Source organism: Streptomyces sp. NPDC111507 (genome assembly GCF_055638955.1).
On record NZ_JBVKBU010000002.1, the window covers coordinates 1,055,674 to 1,072,229 of the forward strand.

Consider the following 16,556-nt stretch of genomic DNA (forward strand, 5'->3'; position numbering starts at 1 on the left):
CCAGCCGGTCGCGGGGCTCCTGCCTTGTCCTCGTCTGTCCTCTCCTGTCGGCGGTGGCGTCCCTACCGCACGTACAGCTCCTCGATCTTCTCGCTGAAGTCACGTTCGATCGCCGCCCGCTTCAGCTTCATGGTGGGGGTCACGTGGCCCGCCAGTTCCGTGAAGTCTCCCGGAAGGACGGCGAAGCGGCGGATGGACTCGGGGCGGGAGACGAGTTTGTTGGCCTCGTCGATCGCGCGCTGGAGGATGACGTTCAGCTCCGGGTCGTCCATGAGGAGCTCCGGCGGGACGGGGTGCTTGCCGATCATCTGGCGCCAGTGGGTGACGCCGTCCTGGTCCAGCGTGATGAGGGCGGTGACGAAGGGGCGGCGGTCGCCGAGGACGATGCACTGGGCGATCAGCGGATGCGAGCGGAGCCAGTTCTCCAGAGGCGCGGGGGCCACGCTCTTGCCGCCCGCGGTGATCAGGATCTCCTTCTTGCGGCCCGTGATGGTGAGGTAGCCCCCGTCGTCCAGTTCGCCGATGTCACCGGTCGCGAACCAGCCGTCGGGCGCCGCGTCGACGACGCCGCCCGCGTTCGGGTCCCAGTAGCCGCGGAAGATCTGTTCGCCGCCCAGCAGGATCTCGCCGTCCCCGGCTATCCGTACCCGAGTGCCCGGCAGCGGCCAGCCCACCGTGCCCAGTCGGGGTTTGAGCGGAGGCGTGACGGTCGCGGCGGCGGTGGCCTCCGTCAGGCCGTACCCCTCGAAGATCTCGATGCCGGCCCCCGCGTAGAACGCGGCGAGTCGGCGGCCCAGCGGGGAGCCGCCGCAGATCGCGTAGCGGACCTTGCCGCCCAGCGCGTTGCGGATACGGCGGTAGACGAGGGGGTCATAGAGGGCGCGGGCGGCGCGCAGGGAGCGCGAGGGGCCCGGCCCGGTGCCGTGCTGCTTGGCCTCGACCGCCTCGCCGTAGCTGCACGCGATGCGCGCGGCGCGGTCGAAGGAGGACCCGCGGCCCATCTTCTCGGCCGTGGCCCGGCCGGTGTTGAACACCTTCTCCAGGACATAAGGGATGGCCAGCAGGAAGGTGGGCCGGAAGCTCGCCAGGTCCGCGAGCAGGTCCTCGGTATCCAGGCTCGGCGCATGGCCCAGGCGCACCCGGGCACGCAGACAGGCGACCGCGACCATCCGCCCGAAGACATGGGAGAGAGGGAGGAAGAGGAGCATCGACGCGGCGTCCGAGGTCGTCGCCTTGAAGATCGGGTAGAGCAGTTCGATCGCGTTGTCGATCTCGGCGAAGAAGTTGCCGTGGGTGAGTGCGCAGCCCTTGGGGCGGCCGGTGGTGCCCGAGGTGTAGATGAGGGTCGCGAGGGTGGCGGGGCCGAGCACCCCACGGCGCACGGCGACCTCCTGGTCCGGGATGTCCTGGCCCAGCTCGGCCAGCCGCTCCAGGTGTCCCTTCTCGAAGACCCACATGTGCCGCAGGTCGGGGATCCGGTCGCGCTCCGGGCCGAGCGCGGACGCCTGCGCCACCGTCTCCGTGGCGAGGGCGACAGCTCCCGAGTCCTGGAGGATCCAGCGGACCTGGAAGACGGAGGAGGTGGGGTAGACGGGGACGGTGACCAGGCCGGCCGCCCAGGCCGCGAAGTCCAGGAGCGTCCACTCGTACGTCGTCCGCGCCATGATCGCGATACGGTCGCCGGGCGCCAGGCCCTCGGCGATCAGGCCCTTCGCCACCGCCAGTACCTGCGCGGCGAACTCGGTGGCGGTCACGTCCTCCCAGGCGCCGTCGGCGTTCTTCCTGCTGAGGACCGCCGCGTTCGGGGCCACGGTCGCGTTGTCGAACGGGATGTCCGCGAGCGAGCCGTGGGTCACCTGACCGACGAGCGGCGGCATGGACACCTCGCGCACCACTCCGTCCAGCCGCCTGATCTCGGGCTCCACGAGGGAGGGCGGGGAGTCGTACGGGCTGGGCTGGGTGGACATGGAGTGGCTCCTTGGCTACCAGGACCCGGTCGGTATGAGGCGGGTTGGGGGCGCAACGCCTCATACGTGCCTGGGGCGTGGGGGGTTCATGCGAGTTTCAACAAGGCAGGGGTGACCGGGATCGTACGGGGTCGGGGTGTGGGGTTTGTGCGTGTTTGGGGCGGGCGGGGTGCGAGTTACCCCGGGTAAATGTTAATTCTCCAAGGGAAGTTCGGCCCATACCGTCTTGCCGACGGGGCGGTCCGTGATGCCCCGGACGGAGGCGAGCAGGCCACGACGACCAGACCCCGCCCTCCCTCACCGTCCACCGCCCCTCACCTCGATGTGCAGGCGTAGTGGGCGGAGTTCGAAGTCGCGTCCGGGTACACGGCAGCGGGTGACACGGCGGCCACTCCGGCAGTGGTGGCTCTCTGCCCCGGCAGGTATTGACGTTGCCTTACCGTGGGTAACCTGACTCCGGAGTAAATACACCCGAGCCTGGAGTTGGACCATGGCCGACCGCTACCTGACCCCTCTCCTCGCCCAGGGCGCCTTCCTCTCGCCCTTCAAGCGACCCCGCCCGGACGCCCACGTCCCGCCGACCCGCCTCGTTCTCCCGGACGTCCGTATCGATCTCGCCCGGCTCACCACGTACGAGCGGGTCTGCGGGTTCGCCACGGGGGCGGACGCGCTGCCGGTGACGTATCCGCACGTCCTCGGGTTTCCGCTCGCCATGCGGATCATGGCGAGCCGCTCGTTCCCCCTGCCGCTGCTCGGGCTCGTCCACACCTCGATCCAGATCACCCAGCGCAAGGCACTGGCGGCCTCAGAGGCGTACGAACTCGGCGTGCGCGTCGCGGGGTTGGAACCCCATCGCCGTGGGACGCAGGCCTGCGTCGTGACCGAGGCGAGCGTCGGCGGCGAGGTGGTGTGGGAGTCGAGGAGTGTCTATCTCGCGCGGCACCGGACGGCCGGGGAGCCGACGTCCACGCCCCCGCGGGAGCCGGGCGACGGCAAGCCCCTCCCCGTCCGTGCCGAGTGGCGGCTCGGTGGTGACGTGGGGCGGCGGTACGGTGCCGCCTCGGGGGACCGCAACCCCATTCACCTGCACCCCCTCACCGCCCGCCTGTTCGGCTTTCCCCGCGCCATCGCGCACGGCATGTGGACGGTGGCCCGTTGTCTCGCGGAACAGGGTCCTCAGGACGCGGTACGTCTGCGTGCCGACTTCAAGGCCCCCGTCCTCCTCCCGGGCACGGTCACCTACGCCGCCGACGGCCCCGCGTTCGAGCTCCGCGGCACGGACTCCGGACGCCTGCATCTGACGGGCGACCTACAGCCCGTACGGTGAAGGGGTCAGTCCTGCGGGGGCGTCCACGGGCGGTTCTCCATCAGGTCGCCCAGGCCCGCCCAGGCGAAGTTCATCAGGGTCGCCGCGGCCTGCTTCGCGGAGACGCCCGGCGTGGCGTTGGCCCAGGCGGCGAGGGACTCGGCGGCGCCGACGAGGGCCTCGGCGAGTCCGGCGACCTCCCGTTCGGGCAGGGACGGGTCACGGTGGGCCTCGCGCGCGGCGACCACGATCAGCTGGGTGACGAACGCGACGAGTTCCTCGCGCATCGCCGCGACCTCGGCCGCGAACGGCTCGCCGTGCGTGCGCGCCTGACGGTGCAGGACCGCCCAGCCGTCCGGATTCTCCGCCGTGTGCGTGAAGAACGCCCGCAGGCCTGCCCAGAGTTGACGGTCGGCGGGCAGACCGGGCTGGACGCCCGCGCGTACCGCCGTGGTCAGTGCGGCCGCCTCGCGGCGGATGCAGGCGGTGAAGAGGTCTTCCTTGGAGTTCAGGTACAGATACACCAACGGCTTGGACACGCCCGCCAGATCGGCGATCTCGTCCATCGAAGCGGATTGGTACCCCAACTGCCCGAAGGTCCGCACGGCGGCGTCCAGCATCTGCTGTTCACGTACCGCGCGCGGCATCCGCTTGTTCTTCACAGCACCCATATGGGCAAGCGTACGATCGGCCGCCGTCGGCCCGGTACAGCGTTACGAGGTCTGGCCCTGCACGCCGCCGCGGGTGGCGTCGTCCACGCCGTCCTCCTGGCTGCGGTTCTGCTCCAGGTTGGTCTTCATGCGATCCACGCGCGCGACGACCTGGGCGGAGGCGCGGTCGCGCTCCTTGCGCAGCACGACGAAACTGATGGGCGCGGAGATCACCAGCGCGAGCAGGACGATCCACATGTAGTTGGAGTCACCCAGGCCGCGCGGGGCGATGCCCAGGTAGACGAGGCCCCAGACGACCACGAGGCAGCCGGCGAAGACGCCGAGGCGCATCAGTGTGTAGCGGCCCATGTCAATCCACTCTTCCGTTCCGAACCGTTTCGAACGTTCCCAAAGGGCACCGTCCAGTGAAGCACGCCCGGCGTTCCCGGCGCGCAGGGGGGCCTCAGTCGGTGCGCGGGAGAGGCAGCAGCATCGTGATCTCGTCGCGGTCGTCGCCCGGCGCGACACGCAGCGCGTCGGGCGCCCGGCCGATCTCCTTGTAGCCACAGGACGCGTAGAAGCGTTCCAGTCCCTCCCCGCCCCGGCAGGTGAGGCGCAGTCCCTCCAGGCCGAGCGCGCGGGCCCGGTCCTCGGCCTCGCGGAGCAGGTCGGCGCCGTAGCCGCGGCCCTGGAGGCCCGGGTCGACCATGACGGTGTACAGCCAGGCCCAGTGGCGCATGAGGGGGTGGTCGTTGAGCGCGAGGAACGCGGTGGCGGCGAGTCGGCCGTCGGCGGTGAACCCGGCGAGGAGCCGGGTGCGGCCCTCGGCTATCGCGGTGAGGTGGGCCTCGGCGCGGGGGCGTATGTCGACGGCGGTCACCGGCGGCACGAAGCCGACCGCACCGCCCGCGTTGGTGACATCCGTCCAGAGGGTGAGCAGCTGGTCGGGCAGGGGGCGGGGCGGCTTCGCGTCACGGGTGAACAGGGTGAAGGTCAGTGGCACGGCCACCGAGCGTAGAACACCGAGGTCGGAGTGGACCAACTGCGGATGTCGCCCGTCCACGCCCGGTTGGACTTCCGGAACACGACGGCGCAGTCGTCGCACGAAGCGAAAGGCCGGCCCCCTCCGCGAGGAGGGAACCGGCCCAGGGGCCGTCATGGGCGTACGACCGGACGGCGGAACGTCAGAGGCGCATCGGCTGCGGCGACTCGCGGCGCGCCGGGTCCGGGCCGTCGTACTCGCGGATGATCTCGTAACGGGTGTTGCGCTCGACCGGCTGGAAGCCCGCGTCGCGGATCAGGTCGAGCAGGTCCTCGCGGGTCAGCTTGTTCGGCGTGCCGTAGTTGTCCGCGTCGTGCGTGATCTTGTACTCGACGACCGAGCCGTCCATGTCGTCGGCACCGTGCTGGAGGGCGAGCTGCGCGGTCTGCACGCCGTGCATCACCCAGAAGACCTTGACGTGCGGCACGTTGTCGAAGAGGAGACGGGAGACCGCGAAGGTCTTCAGGGCCTCGGCGCCGGTCGCCATCTGGGTGCGCGCCTGGAGCCGGTTGCGGACCTTGCCGTCCTTCATGTCCACGAAGTCGTGCTGGTAGCGCAGCGGGATGAAGACCTGGAAGCCGCCGGTCTCGTCCTGGAGCTCGCGGAGCCTGAGGACGTGGTCGACGCGGTGGCGGGGCTCCTCGATGTGTCCGTACAGCATCGTGCACGGGGTCTTCAGACCCTTCTCGTGCGCGAGCCGGTGGATGCGCGACCAGTCCTCCCAGTGCGTGCGGTGGTCCACGATGTGCTGGCGGACCTCCCAGTCGAAGATCTCCGCGCCGCCACCGGTGAGGGACTCGAGGCCCGCCTCGATCAGCTCGTCGAGGATCTCCGACGCCGACAGCCCGGAGATGGTCTCGAAGTGGTGGATCTCCGTCGCCGTGAAGGCCTTCAGGGAGACGTTCGGGAGCGCCTTCTTCAGCTCGCTCAGCGACCGCGGGTAGTAGCGCCACGGCAGGTTCGGGTGCAGGCCGTTGACGATGTGCAGCTCGGTGAGGTTGTCGTTCTCCATCGCCTTGGCGAGGCGGACGGCCTCCTCGATGCGCATCGTGTACGCGTCCTTCTCGCCCGGCTTGCGCTGGAACGAGCAGTACGCGCAGGACGCGGTGCACACGTTCGTCATGTTGAGGTGGCGGTTGACGTTGAAGTGGACGACGTCGCCGTTCTTGCGCGTGCGCACCTCGTGGGCGAGCCCGCCCAGCCAGGCCAGGTCGTCCGACTCGTACAGCGCGATGCCGTCCTCGCGGGACAGCCGCTCACCGGCTCGAACCTTCTGCTCCAGCTCGCGCTTGAGCCCGACGTCCATGGCACTACCTCTTCCTCAGACAGACTTCGTAAACCGTACTCCCCCGCCCTCCGGGCGAGAGGGGCCCCCATCAGGCACTTCGTGCCCTAGCTCTCCTCGGGCAGCTCTCCGACCCGGTTCTCCCACTTCGTGGAGAGCACGATCGTCGTACGGGTCCGGGAGACACCCTTCGTCCCCGAGAGCCGTCGGATGGTCTTCTCCAGCCCGTCGACATCACTCGCCCGCACCTTGAGCATGAACGAGTCGTCGCCCGCGATGAACCAGCAGTCCTCGATCTCGCCGAGGTCCCGCATCCGCCGGGCCACGTCCTCGTGGTCGGCGGCGTCGGAGAGCGAGATGCCGATCAGGGCGGTGACGCCGAGACCGAGCGAGGCGGAGTCGACGGTGGCGCGGTAACCGGTGATGACCCCGGCCGCCTCCAGCCGGTTGATGCGGTCGGTGACGCTGGGTCCCGACAGACCGACGAGGCGCCCCAGCTCCGCGTAGGAGGCCCGGCCGTTCTCTCTCAGGGCCTGGATGAGCTGCCTGTCCACCGCGTCCATGCGATCGCTAGCCTTCCGCTGAAGTGTGTGAGTCGTGAGTGGTGCGATGTTGCTCAGTGGTGCTCGGGTCGTGCGTGTTCCGGTCGTACGTGTTCCGGTCGTACGTGCTTCGCTTCACAGGTGCTCGGCCGTGGCCGCTCAGGTCGCCCGGGAACCGCCGCCGAGTTCGCCCTCCCACCGGCGGTACAGCCCGTGTTCGACACCCGCCGCGTCCAGCACCCGCCCGGCGACGAAGTCCACCAGGTCCTGGATGTGAGTGGCTCCCGCGTAGAACGCCGGCGAGGCGGGCAGCACGGTGGCGCCCGCGTCGTCCAGGGAGACCAGATGGCGCAGCGTCTGCCCGTTCAACGGGGTCTCGCGGACGGCGACGACGAGCTTGCGCCCCTCCTTGAGCGTCACACTCGCCGCGCGCTGCAGCAGATCCTTCGACAGCCCCAGGGCGACTCCGGCCACACAGGCCGTCGAGGCCGGCACGATCAGCATGCCCTTCGAGGGGTACGAGCCCGAGGACGGCCCCGCCGCCAGGTCACCGGCGCTCCAGTGCCGTACGTCCTCGATGCGCACGTCAAAGGTGCCGGGCTTGCCGTCCGCGCCACGCGCCAGCCATTCCCGCAGGTCGTCCTGCCAGTGGGCATCCCGGAAGGGGAGGCCGGTCTCGTCGAGCAGCGTGAGCCGCGAGGCGCGCGAGACCACCAGGTCGACGCTCTCCCCCGCCGCCAGGAGCGCCCGCAGCACGGAGGCGGCGTAGGGCGTACCGGAGGCACCCGACACCCCCACGATCCAAGGCCGGCGCTGCGTCTGTCCTGGCTTCATGATGTCGAGGGTATCCGGCGGCTGTCGGGGTTCAGACCGTGAGCCCGCGGACCAGCAGATCGAGCAGGGCACACACGAACAGGGCGATGCCGATGAATCCGTTGACTTGGAAGAACGCGCGGTTCAGACGGGACAGGTCGTGCGGCTTCACGATGGAGTGCTCGTAGAGGAAAGCGCCCGCGACGATCAGCAGGCCGAACCAGAAGAACGCGCCCGCGTCGGTGGCGACGGCGTACCAGGCGAACAGCGCGGTGGTGACGGCGTGGCAGCCGCGCGCGCCCCAGATCGCGGCGGGGATACCGAAGCGCGCCGGTACCGACATGACCCCGATCTCGCGGTCCGTGTCGACGTCCTGGCAGGCGTAGATCAGGTCGAAGCCGCCGATCCAGATCCCGACCGCGAGCCCCAGGATGACGGCGTCCCACGACCACTCGCCGGAGATCGCCAGCCAGCCGCCGATCGGGCCCATCGCCTGGGCCAGACCCAGGATGGCCTGCGGGAAGTTCGTGAACCGCTTGCCGTACGGGTACACCACCATCGGGATCACCGCGATGGGGGCGAGGGCCAGGCACAGGGGGTTCAGGAGAGCCGCGGCGCCCAGGAAGAAGACCAGCGCGACCAGCGCGCCCGTCCACGCGTGCTTCACGCTCATCGCGCCGGTGACCAGCTCACGGTGGGCCGTGCGCGGGTTGCGGGCGTCGATCTCGCGGTCGATGATCCGGTTCGCCGCCATCGCGAACGTGCGCAGCCCGACCATCGCGATCGTGACGAGCAGCAGCCTGCCCCAGTGGATGTTCCTGTCCCACTCGAACATCGCGGTCAGCGCGGCGGTGTAGGCGAAGGGCAGCGCGAAGACGGAGTGCTCGATCATGACGAGCCGGAGGAAGGCCTTGGTGCGCCCCGGCTGCTGCGGGAGCGCGGCGGATGCGCTGGTCACCGGCCGGCCGCCCTCGTGCTGTTGATGGACCTCACAGGCCGTACTCCTTCCAGCGGCGGTCGACCGTCGCCGCCGTCTCCGGGTCGGAGAGAACCATTTCCGGCCATCCCCCGTCCCGGGTGTAGCCCTCCTCGGGCCACTTCCTCGTCGCGTCGATGCCCGCCTTGCCGCCCCAGAACTGCTGGTAGGAGGCGTGGTCGAGATGATCGACGGGGCCTTCGACGACGGTGAGGTCGCGGGCGTAGTCGGTGTTGCCGAGGGCCCGCCACGCGACCTCGTGCAGATCGTGGACGTCGCAGTCCGAGTCCACGACCACGATGAGCTTCGTGAGGGACATCATGTGTGCCCCCCAGACGGCATGCATCACCTTTTGTGCGTGCTTGGGGTATTTCTTGTCGATCGCGACGATCGCGCAGTTGTGGAAACCGCCGGCCTCGGGGAGGTGGTAGTCCACGATGTCCGGCACGATGATCTTCAGCAGGGGGAGGAAGAAGCGCTCGGTCGCCCGCCCGAGAGGACCGTCCTCCGTCGGGGGCCGCCCCACGACAATCGACTGGAGCAGCGGCCGCTTGCGCATGGTGACGCAGTCGATGGTCAGCGCCGGGAAGGGCTCCTGGGGCGTGTAGAACCCGGTGTGGTCACCGAAGGGCCCCTCCGGGAGCATCTCCCCCGGCTCCAGCCACCCTTCGAGCACGACCTCCGCGTTCGCGGGCACCTGCAGCGGCACGGTCTTGCAGTCCACCATCTCGATCCGCTTGCCCTGGATGAAGCCGGCGAAGAGGTACTCGTCGATGTCACCGGGCAGGGGGGCGGTGGAGGCGTAGGTCACGGCGGGGGGACACCCGAAGGCGATCGCGACCGGCAGTCGCTCTCCCCTCCTCGCCGCCACCTGGTAGTGGTTGCGGCTGTCCTTGTGGATCTGCCAGTGCATGCCGATGGTGCGCTTGTCGTGGCGCTGGAGGCGGTAGAGCCCGAGGTTGCGGATTCCGCTCTCCGGGTCCTTGGTGTGGGTGAGCCCGAGGTTGAAGAAGGAGCCGCCGTCCTGGGGCCAGGTGAAGAGTGCGGGGAGGGCGTCCAGGTCGACGTCCTCACCGTGCAGCACGACCTCCTGCACGGGCGCGTTGTCGGACTTCACCTTCTTCGGCGGTACGTGGGTCATCGCGCCGAGCTTGCCGAAGGCCTCGCGTACGCCGACGAAGCCGTGCGGGAGCTCGGGCCTGAGCAAGCCGCCGATCTTCTCGCTGATCTCGCCGTACGACTTCAGGCCGAGGGCCTTCAGCAGCCGCCGGTCGGTGCCGAAGACATTCATGGCGAGCGGCATGGCGGACCCGCGCACGTTCTCGAAGAGCAGCGCCGGTCCACCCGCCTTCTGCACCCGGTCGACGATCTCCCCGACCTCCAGATACGGGTCCACCTCGGCCTTGATGCGCTTGAGGTCGCCCTCGCGCTCCAGCGCCCTCAGCAGGGATCGAAGATCGTCGTAAGCCATGCGTCCAAGTATCGCTGAGGCCCACCCGACACCGACGTGCGCCCCACCGCCGCAAGCGGCACCACCCCTCTCGCCCCGCCGCCCCTACCCGTCCCGTCCCAGGGGCGCCGCCCCTTCCACCCCGCCGGGGGCTACGCCCCCAGACCCCCTGCCGGCCTGAACGGCCGCGTCCTCGAACGCCGGACGGGCTGAGTGATGAGGGCCGACCGGGCCGAGGCTTTCAGGGGTGCGGGGAAAGTGTCATCCCCCCCGTTGAAGTCAGCCGCTACCCTGTGCGCGTCACCGGGGCCCCGCACCGCCCCGCCACCGTCCACTGGGGGACCGTTCCGCCATGCTCAGGTATCTGCCGTTCCTGCTGGTCCTGGCGCTGTGGATCTACGCGTTCATCGACTGCTTGAACACCCCGGAGGAAGAGGTCCGAAGCCTGCCCAAGGTGGTGTGGGTGATCATCATCCTGCTCTTCGGCGAGGTACTGGTCGGACCGATCGCCTGGCTCGTCGCGGGCAAGGTCGGCCGGGGCCCGACCCGAGGCGTCACGCCCTCCGAGTGGCACCGCGACCAGCGCCCGCAGTACGTCGCCCCCGACGACAACCCCGAGTTCCTGAACTCCCTCGGCGCGGAGCCCGCCCCCTCCAAGAACGTCAAGGACGAGGCACTCCTGAAGGACTGGGAGGCCAACCTGCGGCGCCGCGAGGAGGAGCTGCGGCGGCGCGAGGCCGGCGAGGAGTCCGAGAGCTGATGGAGCTACGGCCGCTCGTCACCTTCGAGAAGGTCGCGACCGTGCGGCGGGTGCCCCGCGCGGGCTGAGCGGTCAGCCGGTGGTGCTCAGCAGCGAGGCCTGTTCGGCGTACCCCACCTCGATGTGCCGTGCGCCGAAGGCCTTCTTGACGAGGGGCGCGGCGGCGGTGGGGTCGTCGACACCCACGAACACGAACCCGGCCTCGTCCACGCCGACTTCGCGCAGGTCGAAGGTGCCGTTCCAGCGGGTCATGTCCTCGGCGATCCGGTCGGCGAGGGCCTCCAGGTCGGTCCGGTTGGCATCGGTGTCGTGCAGCCGCACCGTGACGCCCTTCTCGGCGGCGCCGCAGAGGTCGGCGTCGAAGGAGGCGGACGGCATGCGGTACACGTCCGTGGCCCGGTCCTCCTCGTCGACCGACATGCCCGTGTAGACGGCGGCGTAGCGGGCGGACTCCCCCATCCTGCCGACGTGGGCCAGGGTGCGGTCCAGCGGGGTGAAGTCCTCGGCGCCGCGGTCGGGAAGGCTCCCGGCCGGGCGCGTGCCGACGCAGGTGGCGGTGACGGGCGCGGCGTGCGCGGGCTCGGCCTGCGCGACGGCGCTCGATCCCTGGAGCAGCGCCCCCAGCAGCACGACGGCACCGGTCACGGTGACACCGGTGGCCGTCCGACCCCTCACACGCTTCTTCATGCCCCTTTGACGCGGGAGGCGGCGAATCGGTTCAGTGCGTCGAGTCCTCGCGCAGAACCAGGTCGAGGAGTCCGGGGAAGCGGGCCTCGAACTCCGCGCGGCGCAGGCGGTTGACGCGCTTGGGGCCCTCGTCGCGCTGCTCCACCAGACCCGCCCCGCGCAGCACCGCGAAGTGGTGGCTGAGGGCCGCCTTGCCGACGGGCACGTCAAAGCTGCCGCAACTGCGCGTCCACTCCGCCGAGTCGGCCAACTCCCTCACGAGGGTGACGCGTACGGGGTCGGCGAGCGCGGCGAGGGCGGTCTGGACCGGAACGTCGTCGGGATGGGTGTGCTCCGGGGCGGCCCGGTGACTCGCTCGTTCCACCACGCCCGACTCCCCTCAGATCTTTCACACCTTGCCGAGTGTTCGATGGAAACCATACACTCCCGGGTGTTCGGTTTTCATTGAACAGTCGAGCGGACGAGTTCTCGTGAGAGGTGTGCCATGCGCGCGGTCGAGATCCAGGAGTACGGCGGTCCCGAGGTACTGAGGGTCGTCGAGGCGGAGGTGCCCGCGCCGGGTCCGGGGCAGGTGAGCATCGACGTGGCGTACACCGGCGTGAACTTCGCCGACCTCAAGGCGCGGGCCGAGGGCTACCGGGTGCCCGCCCTGCCCTTCGTCCCCGGCCTGGAGGCCTCGGGCCGTGTCCGGGCCCTCGGCGCGGGGGTCACCGGCCTCGCCGTGGGGCAGGAGGTGGCGGCCCTGACACAGGGGGGCGCGTACGCGGACGTCGTCGTCGCCGACGCGGTGACCGTCTTCCCGCTGCCGCCCGGCGTGGACCTGCGCACCGGCGCGACCCTCCCCACCGTGCTGCCCACCGCGTACGCCCTGATCCACACCGTGGGCCGGCTCCAGCCCGGCGAGACGGTGCTCGTGCAGGGCGCGGCGGGCGGGGTGGGCACGGTGCTGGGGCAGCTGGCGAGCGCGGCGGGGGCCGGGGCGGTCTACGGGGTGGTGTCGAGCGCGGCGAAGGCCGAGTACGCGCGGGAGCACGGTTACGACGAGGTCTTCGTCGCCTCCTCCGACTCCACCCCCTCCTTCGCCAAGGAGGTGCGCGAGGCGACGGACGGTCGCGGGGTCGACCTGGCCCTCGACCCGGTCGGCGGCGAAACCCTCCGGGCCTGCCTCGACTCCCTCGCCCCCTTCGGCCGCCTGGTCTCCTTCGGCAACGCGAGCGGGGCGCAGCCGTGGCAGGTGGGCCAGCCGGACCTCTACCCCCTGGCCCTCTCGGTCTCCGGCTTCTCCATCCTCACCCTGGCCCAGACGTCCCCGGCCGCACTGCGCGCCCTCACCGAACGCGCCTTCCGCACGGTGGTCGACGGGGTGGTGGCCCTGCCGGTGACGGCGGAGTTCGCCCTGCCGGACGCGGCGGAGGCACACCGGCTGATGGGAACACGGACAAGCACGGGAAAGCTGTTGCTGCGCGCCCACGGCACGGCCGGGGACTCCGCCGTCGCGTGACGAGAACTCATCAGGACTGTCAGTCCACCCGGCTAGTCTCCCTCGCCATGACCTCCCACCCCATGACCTCCCGCCCGGACGCCACCAGGGCGTCGTACGACACCGTCGCCGTCGAGTACAACGAGCTCCTCAAGGCCGAGTTGGAGCACAAGCCCTTCGACCGGGCCATGCTCGCCGCCTTCGCGGAGAAGGTGCGGGACGGCGGGGGCGGGCAGGTCGCGGACCTCGGGTGCGGGCCGGGGCGGGTGACGATCCACCTGGAGGGTCTCGGGCTGGACGCGTACGGGATCGATCTGTCGCCGCAGATGGTCGCCGTGGCCCGTCGCAGCCATCCGCACCTCCGCTTCGAGGTGGGCACGATGACGGACCTCGGCATCGAGGACGCCGCACTCGCCGGCGCCCTCGTCTGGTACTCCACCGTGCACACGCCGTTGGACGAACTCCCCCTGTTCTTCAAGGAGTTCCACCGAGTCCTGGCGCCGGGCGGTCATCTGCTGATCGCCTTCAAGGTGGGCGACGAGCGCGTGCACCTCGATCACGCGTACGGCCATGACCTGGACCTCGACGTCTACCGCTTCCCACCCGAGCGCGTCGCCGAGCTGCTGCGCGAGGCGGGGCTGGTGGAGGTCGCCCGCCTCGTCCGCGAGGCCGACGCCCACGAGAAGACCCCGCAGGCGTTCGTCCTGGCCCGCAAGCCGGAATCGCCGGCCTGACACTGACGCGAGGCGGTGTCCGAGATGTGACGTGCGCTCGGGGCCCGTCGGTACTTTCGTCGGTCGTCCGTAGACCATCGGTGGACTGCGGGGTGCGGGGCCGTTTCCCAGACTGGGGTTCGCGGGACGGACACGGGGAGGCGCGATGCGGGGGATCACTCGGGCACGGTTCATGGGGATGGCCGCGGGGGCCGGGGGCGCGGTGGTGCTGCCGGTCGGGCGGGCCGGGGCGACGGGGCGTCGGCCAGGGCTGACGTACCGGGGTGTGGTGTACGAGGTGACGGACGGGGAGACGCCGAGGACCGGGTGGAGCCCCGGGCGCATGCGCCGCGACCTGCGCGCCATCGCGCACGACCTGCACGCCGACTCCGTGAAGATCACCGGCGACGGCGTCGAACGGCTCACCGCCACCGCGGCCGAGGCGGCGGAGCTCGGTCTGAACGTCTGGCTGGAGCCGGCCCTGGGCGACGTACCGGAACGCGAGATCCTCGACCACCTCGCGGAGACGGGCCGGTTCGCCGAGCGGCTGCGGCGACAAGGCGCGGGAGTGCATCTCAGCGTCGGCTGCGAGTTCGTGCTGTACGTGCCCGGGATCGTGCCCGGCGCCAACGCCCAGGAGCGCGTCGAGCATCTGCTCAAGGGCGACTTCGATCCCGTACTGATGGCACGGCGCCTGCACCAGTTCACGGCGAAGGCGGCGTCCGTGGGCAGGACCGTCTTCCGCGGGCGGCTCACCTACGCCGCCGCTCAGGACGAGGACGTCGACTGGGGCCTCTTCGACCTCGTCGGTGTCGACTACTACGGCTACTTCCCGGACCGGAACGCCTACGTCCGCGACCTCGCCGCGCTGCGGCGTTTCGGGAAGCCCGTCGCCGTCATGGAGTTCGGCTGCTGCACCTTCGAGGGCGCGCCGGAGAAGGGCGGCATGGGCTGGGACGTCGTCGACCACGGAAAGGAGCCGCCGGAGATCAAGGGCGGTCTCGTCCGCAGTGAGCGCACCCAGGCCGCGTATCTGACGGACGTGCTGTCGGTGTTCGAGTCGATGGGCCTGTACTCGGCGATGGCGTACACCTTCATCACCCCCGACGCCCCGCACCGCCCCCGCGACCCCCGCCACGATCTCGACATGGCGAGCTACGGCATCGTGAAGACGATCGAGGACCGCCGCGGCGGATGGCACTGGGAGCCGAAGGAGTCCTTCCGCGCGCTGGCCCGGCAGTACGCACGGGCCCGCGCACACCCCTGCTGACGGCGGGGTCGGACCGGATCGGATCGGGGCAGGTCGGGCCGGAGGGTATTTTCCGCACGTTGCCCTCGTGTTCCGGCCACAGGAGAGTGGTGTCATGGAGCGCATCGATCAGGCACAGGCACGGGTGTGGTTGTCGACCGCCGTCGCGGAGGCCCGCGCCGGGCTGGCGGAGGGCGGCATCCCCATCGGCGCCGCGCTGTACGGCGCGGACGGCACGCTTCTGGGCCGCGGCCACAACCGGCGGGTCCAGGACGACGACCCGTCCCTGCACGCGGAGACGTCCGCGTTCCGTGACGCGGGACGACAGCGTTCGTACCGCGGTACGACCATGGTGACGACCCTGTCGCCGTGCTGGTACTGCTCCGGCCTGGTGCGCCAGTTCGGCATCTCGCGGGTCGTGGTGGGCGAGGCGGAGACCTTCCACGGCGGCCACGACTGGCTGGCCGAGCACGGCGTGGAGATCGTGCTCCTGGACGACCCCGAGTGCGCGGCCCTCATGCGCGACTTCATCGAGAAGAACCCGGCCCTGTGGAATGAGGACATCGGTGTCTGAGCCCCGCATCCCGACCATCGACCTGCGGCCCTGGCTGGACGGCGACCCCGAGACCCGTGCCCGCATCGCCCGCACCGTCGACGAGGCCCTCCGGAGCGCCGGTTTCCTCCTCGTCACCGGCCATGGCGTGGACCCGGCCCTGCGCACCCGCATCCGCGAGGCCGCGCGCACCTTCTTCACCCTGCCCACGGAAACCAAGCAGCCGTACGCCGCCCAGGTCGGCGGGCGCGGCTGGCTCGGCCCGGGTGCCGAGGCCAACGGCTACTCGGAGGGTACGCGGACGCCTCCCGACCTCAAGGAGTCGCTGACCTTCGCGACGCACGAGCCCTTCGAGGACCCGGAGACCAACGCGGAGTGGTACGCGCCGAACGTCTGGCCCGCCGAGGCCCCGGAACTCCAGAAGCTGTGCGAGGAGTACCTGGCGCGCATGGGTGAACTGGAGAACCACCTCCTCGCTCTCCTCGGCGAGGCGCTCGGCCTGGAGCCGGACTTCTTCACCCGGCACATGGGCCGTCCCACGTACGGCTTCAACGTCAACTGGTATCCGGGCACGGATGTCGTCGGCGAGCCCGAGCCCGGCCAGTTCCGCATCGGTCCGCACACGGACTTCGGGACGGTGACGATCCTGGACCGGCAAGCCGGACAGGGCGGACTCCAGGTCTTCACCGACGAGGGCGGCTGGGAGGACGCGCCCTTCGACCCGGCGGCGTTCACGATCAACATCGGCGACCTGATGGCCCGCTGGACGGGTGACCGGTGGCGCTCGGGCCGGCACCGTGTGCTGCCTCCGCCCGCCGACGCGCCGGCCGAGGAGCTGATGTCGCTGGTCTACTTCGGCGAGTGCACGCCGGGGACGGTGGTGGAGTCGGTCCCCGCGCCGGTGGGCCGCGTCGCGTACCCGCCCGTCGACTCCCATGTTTATCTGCGCGAAAAGCTGGATTCGATCACCGTGGGATAGGCGGGCGAAAAGGCGCGGCCAATTTTCGTAACCAAACGGACATCCCATGCCCTAGTCCGAATCAACTCCCCCTTTTTACACTGGTGTTGATAGACCTCACAGCA

18 protein-coding genes are annotated in these 16,556 nt (G+C 70.4%); 7 read left to right on the plus strand and 11 right to left on the minus strand.

Features of this window, described 5'->3' with window-relative positions; genetic code table 11:
- Positions 1-62: 62 nt before the first annotated feature.
- On the minus strand, positions 63-1,967 hold the full coding sequence (locus ACZ7M2_RS12325) for an AMP-dependent synthetase/ligase (RefSeq protein WP_471595138.1): 1,905 nt from the start codon (positions 1,965-1,967) through the stop codon (positions 63-65).
- 490 nt (positions 1,968-2,457) lie between these two features.
- On the opposite strand from ACZ7M2_RS12325, the gene ACZ7M2_RS12330 reads away from it, so the two are divergent.
- Positions 2,458-3,294: a MaoC family dehydratase gene (locus ACZ7M2_RS12330; RefSeq protein ID WP_471595139.1), complete on the plus strand. Its 837-nt coding sequence runs from the start codon at positions 2,458-2,460 to the stop codon at positions 3,292-3,294.
- Positions 3,295-3,299: 5 nt separating this feature from the next.
- Here the strand turns inward: ACZ7M2_RS12330 and ACZ7M2_RS12335 are convergent, their stop codons facing one another.
- The 8 genes from ACZ7M2_RS12335 to ACZ7M2_RS12370 form a co-directional block, all read right to left on the minus strand.
- Positions 3,300-3,944: a TetR/AcrR family transcriptional regulator gene (locus tag ACZ7M2_RS12335; protein ID WP_471595140.1), complete on the minus strand. Its 645-nt coding sequence runs from the start codon at positions 3,942-3,944 to the stop codon at positions 3,300-3,302.
- Positions 3,945-3,986: 42 nt separating this feature from the next.
- On the minus strand, positions 3,987-4,292 hold the full coding sequence (locus ACZ7M2_RS12340; RefSeq protein WP_054232132.1) for a DUF4229 domain-containing protein: 306 nt from the start codon (positions 4,290-4,292) through the stop codon (positions 3,987-3,989).
- 94 nt (positions 4,293-4,386) lie between these two features.
- Complete coding sequence (locus tag ACZ7M2_RS12345; RefSeq protein ID WP_471595141.1) at positions 4,387-4,926, minus strand: GNAT family N-acetyltransferase; 540 nt, start codon at positions 4,924-4,926, stop codon at positions 4,387-4,389.
- A 181-nt stretch (positions 4,927-5,107) separates the two neighbouring features.
- Entirely contained in the window at positions 5,108-6,271 is a 1,164-nt protein-coding gene (mqnE, locus tag ACZ7M2_RS12350; protein WP_471595142.1) for an aminofutalosine synthase MqnE, read from the minus strand.
- An 86-nt stretch (positions 6,272-6,357) separates the two neighbouring features.
- Positions 6,358-6,813, minus strand: a complete 456-nt coding sequence (locus ACZ7M2_RS12355) for an Lrp/AsnC family transcriptional regulator (RefSeq protein WP_352046325.1) — start codon at positions 6,811-6,813, stop codon at positions 6,358-6,360.
- Positions 6,814-6,951: 138 nt separating this feature from the next.
- Positions 6,952-7,626, minus strand: coding sequence for a UbiX family flavin prenyltransferase (locus ACZ7M2_RS12360; protein WP_054232129.1), 675 nt, complete (start codon positions 7,624-7,626; stop codon positions 6,952-6,954).
- 31 nt (positions 7,627-7,657) lie between these two features.
- Positions 7,658-8,563: a menaquinone biosynthesis prenyltransferase MqnP gene (mqnP, locus tag ACZ7M2_RS12365; RefSeq protein ID WP_471595143.1), complete on the minus strand. Its 906-nt coding sequence runs from the start codon at positions 8,561-8,563 to the stop codon at positions 7,658-7,660.
- 31 nt (positions 8,564-8,594) lie between these two features.
- Entirely contained in the window at positions 8,595-10,052 is a 1,458-nt protein-coding gene (locus tag ACZ7M2_RS12370) for a menaquinone biosynthesis decarboxylase (protein ID WP_168494463.1), read from the minus strand.
- A gap of 331 nt (positions 10,053-10,383) precedes the next feature.
- Here ACZ7M2_RS12370 and ACZ7M2_RS12375 point away from each other — a divergent pair, with 331 nt between their 5' ends.
- Positions 10,384-10,791: a PLD nuclease N-terminal domain-containing protein gene (locus ACZ7M2_RS12375; RefSeq protein WP_471595144.1), complete on the plus strand. Its 408-nt coding sequence runs from the start codon at positions 10,384-10,386 to the stop codon at positions 10,789-10,791.
- A gap of 72 nt (positions 10,792-10,863) precedes the next feature.
- On the opposite strand, the gene ACZ7M2_RS12380 is transcribed toward ACZ7M2_RS12375, so the two are convergent.
- Together ACZ7M2_RS12380 and ACZ7M2_RS12385 are read right to left on the minus strand one after the other, a co-directional pair.
- Complete coding sequence (locus ACZ7M2_RS12380) at positions 10,864-11,466, minus strand: hypothetical protein (protein WP_471595145.1); 603 nt, start codon at positions 11,464-11,466, stop codon at positions 10,864-10,866.
- 43 nt (positions 11,467-11,509) lie between these two features.
- The gene (locus ACZ7M2_RS12385) at positions 11,510-11,845 is read right to left on the minus strand and encodes an ArsR/SmtB family transcription factor (RefSeq protein WP_471595146.1); all 336 of its coding nucleotides are present in this window, start codon (positions 11,843-11,845) and stop codon (positions 11,510-11,512) included.
- Between the two features lie 117 nt (positions 11,846-11,962).
- On the opposite strand from ACZ7M2_RS12385, the gene ACZ7M2_RS12390 reads away from it, so the two are divergent.
- The 5 genes from ACZ7M2_RS12390 to ACZ7M2_RS12410 all read left to right on the plus strand — a co-directional run bounded on the left by ACZ7M2_RS12390 (position 11,963) and on the right by ACZ7M2_RS12410 (position 16,452).
- Complete coding sequence (locus tag ACZ7M2_RS12390; RefSeq protein WP_471595147.1) at positions 11,963-12,979, plus strand: quinone oxidoreductase family protein; 1,017 nt, start codon at positions 11,963-11,965, stop codon at positions 12,977-12,979.
- Positions 12,980-13,026: 47 nt separating this feature from the next.
- Positions 13,027-13,692 (plus strand): class I SAM-dependent DNA methyltransferase, encoded by a 666-nt coding sequence (locus tag ACZ7M2_RS12395; protein ID WP_471595148.1) that lies wholly within the window; start codon positions 13,027-13,029, stop codon positions 13,690-13,692.
- Between the two features lie 145 nt (positions 13,693-13,837).
- Complete coding sequence (locus ACZ7M2_RS12400) at positions 13,838-14,941, plus strand: abortive phage infection protein (RefSeq protein ID WP_471595149.1); 1,104 nt, start codon at positions 13,838-13,840, stop codon at positions 14,939-14,941.
- A 94-nt stretch (positions 14,942-15,035) separates the two neighbouring features.
- Positions 15,036-15,494, plus strand: coding sequence for a nucleoside deaminase (locus ACZ7M2_RS12405; RefSeq protein ID WP_352046317.1), 459 nt, complete (start codon positions 15,036-15,038; stop codon positions 15,492-15,494).
- Positions 15,475-16,452 carry an isopenicillin N synthase family dioxygenase gene (locus tag ACZ7M2_RS12410; protein WP_471595150.1) on the plus strand — a complete coding sequence of 326 codons (978 nt, stop codon included), beginning with the start codon at positions 15,475-15,477 and terminating at the stop codon, positions 16,450-16,452. The genes ACZ7M2_RS12405 and ACZ7M2_RS12410 overlap by 20 nt, the downstream gene beginning before the upstream one ends.
- The last annotated feature ends 104 nt before the right edge of the window (positions 16,453-16,556 follow it).

Excerpts from the sequence above, each read along its gene's own strand:
- ACZ7M2_RS12325 (WP_471595138.1), bottom strand. The coding sequence starts at position 1,967 with ATGTCCACCCAGCCCAGCCCGTACGACTCCCCGCCCTCCCTCGTGGAG.
- ACZ7M2_RS12330 (WP_471595139.1), top strand. The coding sequence starts at position 2,458 with ATGGCCGACCGCTACCTGACCCCTCTCCTCGCCCAGGGCGCCTTCCTC.
- ACZ7M2_RS12335 (WP_471595140.1), bottom strand. The coding sequence starts at position 3,944 with ATGGGTGCTGTGAAGAACAAGCGGATGCCGCGCGCGGTACGTGAACAG.
- ACZ7M2_RS12340 (WP_054232132.1), bottom strand. The coding sequence starts at position 4,292 with ATGGGCCGCTACACACTGATGCGCCTCGGCGTCTTCGCCGGCTGCCTC.
- mqnE (WP_471595142.1), bottom strand. The coding sequence starts at position 6,271 with ATGGACGTCGGGCTCAAGCGCGAGCTGGAGCAGAAGGTTCGAGCCGGT.
- ACZ7M2_RS12355 (WP_352046325.1), bottom strand. The coding sequence starts at position 6,813 with ATGGACGCGGTGGACAGGCAGCTCATCCAGGCCCTGAGAGAGAACGGC.
- ACZ7M2_RS12360 (WP_054232129.1), bottom strand. The coding sequence starts at position 7,626 with ATGAAGCCAGGACAGACGCAGCGCCGGCCTTGGATCGTGGGGGTGTCG.
- ACZ7M2_RS12370 (WP_168494463.1), bottom strand. The coding sequence starts at position 10,052 with ATGGCTTACGACGATCTTCGATCCCTGCTGAGGGCGCTGGAGCGCGAG.
- ACZ7M2_RS12375 (WP_471595144.1), top strand. The coding sequence starts at position 10,384 with ATGCTCAGGTATCTGCCGTTCCTGCTGGTCCTGGCGCTGTGGATCTAC.
- ACZ7M2_RS12390 (WP_471595147.1), top strand. The coding sequence starts at position 11,963 with ATGCGCGCGGTCGAGATCCAGGAGTACGGCGGTCCCGAGGTACTGAGG.
- ACZ7M2_RS12395 (WP_471595148.1), top strand. The coding sequence starts at position 13,027 with ATGACCTCCCACCCCATGACCTCCCGCCCGGACGCCACCAGGGCGTCG.
- ACZ7M2_RS12400 (WP_471595149.1), top strand. The coding sequence starts at position 13,838 with ATGCGGGGGATCACTCGGGCACGGTTCATGGGGATGGCCGCGGGGGCC.
- ACZ7M2_RS12405 (WP_352046317.1), top strand. The coding sequence starts at position 15,036 with ATGGAGCGCATCGATCAGGCACAGGCACGGGTGTGGTTGTCGACCGCC.
- ACZ7M2_RS12410 (WP_471595150.1), top strand. The coding sequence starts at position 15,475 with ATGAGGACATCGGTGTCTGAGCCCCGCATCCCGACCATCGACCTGCGG.